The 4,016-nt window shown below is 43.3% G+C and carries 5 protein-coding genes; 1 reads left to right on the top strand and 4 read right to left on the bottom strand.

The window, feature by feature from the left end; genetic code table 11:
* Positions 1-445, top strand: a 445-nt coding sequence (locus tag QUB12_RS35345) for an HNH endonuclease (RefSeq protein ID WP_333310784.1), incomplete at its 5' end; no start/stop codon positions are given.
* A 172-nt stretch (positions 446-617) separates the two neighbouring features.
* Here QUB12_RS35345 and QUB12_RS35340 read toward each other — a convergent pair.
* From QUB12_RS35340 to QUB12_RS35325, 4 genes are all read right to left on the bottom strand, one after another.
* Positions 618-1,481 (bottom strand): hypothetical protein, encoded by an 864-nt coding sequence (locus QUB12_RS35340; protein ID WP_333310783.1) that lies wholly within the window; start codon positions 1,479-1,481, stop codon positions 618-620.
* A 484-nt stretch (positions 1,482-1,965) separates the two neighbouring features.
* Positions 1,966-2,853: a tyrosine-type recombinase/integrase gene (locus QUB12_RS35335; RefSeq protein ID WP_333310781.1), complete on the bottom strand. Its 888-nt coding sequence runs from the start codon at positions 2,851-2,853 to the stop codon at positions 1,966-1,968.
* 265 nt (positions 2,854-3,118) lie between these two features.
* Positions 3,119-3,367 carry a hypothetical protein gene (locus QUB12_RS35330; RefSeq protein ID WP_333310779.1) on the bottom strand — a complete coding sequence of 83 codons (249 nt, stop codon included), beginning with the start codon at positions 3,365-3,367 and terminating at the stop codon, positions 3,119-3,121.
* A gap of 149 nt (positions 3,368-3,516) precedes the next feature.
* On the bottom strand, positions 3,517-3,645 hold the full coding sequence (locus QUB12_RS35325; protein WP_333145227.1) for a hypothetical protein: 129 nt from the start codon (positions 3,643-3,645) through the stop codon (positions 3,517-3,519).
* Positions 3,646-4,016: the final 371 nt, after the last annotated feature.

Raw genomic sequence — 4,016 nt, 5'->3', positions numbered from 1 at the left:
ATATTTTGACGCTGAAACTCTTTCAGATGCCAGACGACGGATAACTGCTTCTATTGTGCAGCGACAGGGACAGCCTGAATTTCGACGTAAGTTGTTAATTGCTTACGGTGGCCGATGTCCCATAACTGATTGTGATGTAGAGTCAGCTATCGAAGCAGCACATATAATTCCATATAAAGGTACTCAAACCAATCATTTAACAAATGGTTTGCCACTCAGAGCCGACATACACACTCTGTTCGATTTGCATCTACTATCAATTCGACCAGACACAAAAGAAGTTGTTATTGCCCCTGAACTCGTCGGTACTTGTTACCAAAATTTGGTTGAGCGGAAACTGACTTTACCCCATGATAAAAAAACAGCACCAAATCAAAACGCTCTTAGCAAGCATTATGAAGCTTTTCTCAGCAAATGCAAAAGTGGTCAGCTACAACGCTTATAAGCCCTAGGCGGGAAAAATTGACTTTTTCGGTGTAGCTCTAACACTTTTAAGCTGGTGGTTAGAAAATCCTTCATACCTGACTATATCAACGATTCTCTATACAAACTCTAAGCAGTGCTTAAAACCTAATCAAAAATGATTGCCCTTAATCTAAAATCTAAAATTAATTTTTTCAACCTTCTACCCCGTCAGTTAAAGGTTCTGACAATTGTTCTAAGGGTAGTGGCATAGCAAGTGATTCACTTGTTACAGGAGAACTATTAACAAATATGTAACTTTCAGACAAAATATTGCGGATTATTTTTGTGAGCCATTCGCGTCTAGAAGCTGTAGTAGTATCGGTAAATTCAATATTTGGTAAATTTTCTAGATCTTCGTTTGTTAGGGAATTTAGGTTCCACGACTCCGGAACATCGTGGTTGCTAACCCCCGTTGATGATATAGGAACCATGCGACCCGGTTGGAATCGATGAGCTAAATAATTTCGTATTTTTTTCCAATCCTCATATTTTACCGCGTTTTCTGTCTCAGAAGATTTCTCAAACAAGTTTTTTAAACTTGTTGTAATAGGTGCATTTGGAAATTTTTTTTCAAAATTTAGTGCAGTCGTTCGAGGGGTAATTTTCTTTATGTATTCTTCTCTATCTATCAAAAATGAATTATCTGTAGCTTGTCTTGTCTGTGTTACTTCTATTGCGCCGATAGCACATAAAGCGCAACAAAGGCATTCAATAGCGGACAGTCCGTTTACTAAAAAATCAAACAATTCTTGTTCTACAACATATCGTTCATACGGGGAATATTTTTTTCCTACTGGAAGCACAGATTGTCTATACTTTTCATCATGTTCAGTGCAAGCTAAAAAACGATATAAAAATCCCTTCCAAGAAGCTGAAAAAAACGAATATTGACTTCTATTAGTATCACTTGTTAAATCAATTTTTGAACGAACCAAAGAAGATATTTTTTCGTAATTTTCGATTGGGAAATCATTTGGTATAGGTAGACCATTTGTCAGGGGGTATGATGCTGTCATAGATTGCGTTGGTTAAAATTTTAAGACTACTTGGTTTATGAAGAATAACACATATCTCTCTACCCCTCTCGTAGGGCAGAAAATCTGTCCCGTGTTCTTACTCCATAAAACAGTTTTCCCGCCTAAACCCCTAGCGGGATTTTTTCGACGGGCTGCTAAATTTTTACTGAAATGAAGAAAATCGGGTTCAGACCGTCGGAAAAATAGTCGCCACCTTCCTTAACTGTTGCCAGGAATTAAGAAACCGTGTGTCACGCGCTTGACACTGTTTGGCATGACTGTTATGGCAAATGAAACACTTGACACAAGGGATTCATTTGTTATGCCAAACCCTAAAGGAGCAACTGCACTGTCAAAATCTAAAATCTGAATCTAAAATCTGAAATTGTTTGACCAAAAAGAGTGGCCAGTATTCTGTTCGCTGGTGGCAAGTGCGATCACACTTGCCGACAATCCACAAGAACCGGCCAAGCCTGAACACCCGCTAAGTTGCCAGATACAGACCACTGGAATCATTGGGTTTGGCGTGTAAATATTTAGAAGTCGTGGCGACTGAAGCATGACCCAAAGTTTGACTCAGCAGATGAATCGGTGCTCCCCGGTTGAGCGCGTGTGAAGCGTGGCAGTGCCGAAGCCAGTGCGCTGATGCTTTCTCGGAGAGTCCAACACGAACGGCTGCTACCTTAACCAGATGAGTTACAGAAATTGGGTTTAACCTACCGCCGTCGGACTTCTTGCGACTTCTAAAGATTGGTTCCAATTTGCCTGCATCACCACGGCTACTGAGCAGTTCGGCGTACAGCGACTTCGGCAAAAGCACTACGCGGGTTTTATCGGCCTTGCCGTAAATTAAGAGCTGGCCGCTCTCACCGTTACTCGTCAAGTCCTCCCAGTTCAAACCACACAGCTCGGAGACACGCAAACCCGCATAGTAAAAAACCTTAAATATCAACCGATTCCGCTCGCAGGGTTCGGACGCAATCAGCATCCTAACTTCAGCTTCAGTTAGGATTTTTTGGCTCAGAGTATCTTTGGGCTTGGGGGTATTTAGTGCAGCCCCAGCATTAACTTGGATAAGCCCGGTTTTGTGACCGAATGATAAAAGTGATTTGACCACAGCGATATATGTCCGACGGGATGAAGTAGATAAGCCCCGCGCCTCCAGTGTATCCACGAAGTTTTGCAGGTCGCCCAGCGTCAGATACCGTGCTGGCTTCCCGACCGCCCCCAACAACAGCCCCGACACCCGGCGGTAGAGTTTTTGAGTGGTTTTAGACTTGCCATGTACCCACAGACAGACGAGCTGTTCTGTTGCTGTGTTTGTAGCGACCACTTGGAGACTGGGTTGATGGGTGTTGGGGACAAGTTTCATAGCGGTTGAGTCGGTAGGTTGAATCTAAGATAAGAACCGTTATATTAGATTCAAATATTTTAAATGGCCCCATCCTTTTAGAGATGGGGCTACGGGATCGGGCGCTACGAACTTCAGCATCTTAAGTAGTGCGCTCGCCTGTCGTTTGATTTTCGGATTCTAGGACTCGCGCTGGGATATGCTCGCTTTGCGGGGGCCCGGATTGAGTCGATGTGCCAGCTCCGCCGCGTGATATTGAAAGTGACCGGCGACAACCTTGTACCCGTTACTGTTTCGCCGTGCCACGCCTGGGAGTTATCAAGCCGCCGTGAGCCAAACTCAACTCGCCTGCTATTTCTAGTTCGTTGCGATCTTCGTTACTGGTAGGCAAATCAGATACTATGCGCTTGACCGAGACTAACGAGAGCATTAGTTTCAAGGCGGAGAGCGGCTTAGCCGTATGCGCTGGGGTAGTTGGTGCGGTAGCGTCGGTGTGCGTGAGCGGCTCTGGGGCGGTCGGAGTTTTTTCGGGCACTGGTTTTGTTTGTACTAGATAAATACTAGCAGCGAGTCTAGTATTTATTTAGTAATAAAAATAGTTTTTGTGTCTAGTATTTATCAGAAGTCAATGCTAGTATTTTGTCTAACCTATGTACTAAATACCGCTAGCGATGGCAGGGTTCGCTAGCGGTCAGGCAACTGTTGCTGATAGTCTTGGAGTTCGCTGAGCTTGGCTTGTAGCGCTGCGATTTGGGCATTCGTGGCGTCGATTTTTGAGGCGATTTGAACGAACTTGTTGGCTAACAGAGTCATTGTTCTTCGTCCTTTGGTTGTGTGTGCTGGTTGTGGAGCGTATGCAGCGAGCGGTTTGTGTCGTTTCCGTTTCGCTATATTTGTATACTAGCATGATGTCTAGTATTTGTTAGAGCATAGACACTAGACACAAAGCTCGATTAAGATGCTAGATAAAAAGCTATTTGTGTCCTAGCATAATGTCTAGTATATATTGAGCATTTAATGTCTAGTATTTTATAGCATACACACTAGACAAAAGCTCGATTAAGGCACTAGACACAAAGCTAGAGGCGCTAATTTTAAGCTAGCGTGATACTAGACAATTAAATAGCATTATGCTAGACTGTGGCTAGTTTATTACTAGACAAGACTATGACGAGCAAAACTAA

It is taken from the genome of Microcoleus sp. B7-D4 (assembly GCF_036705125.1).
In the GTDB taxonomy this organism is placed as follows: Bacteria; Cyanobacteriota; Cyanobacteriia; order Cyanobacteriales; family Microcoleaceae; genus Microcoleus.
The sequence above is the reverse complement of the archived record's forward strand: the minus strand, read 5'-3'. Positions and strand labels throughout refer to the sequence as shown.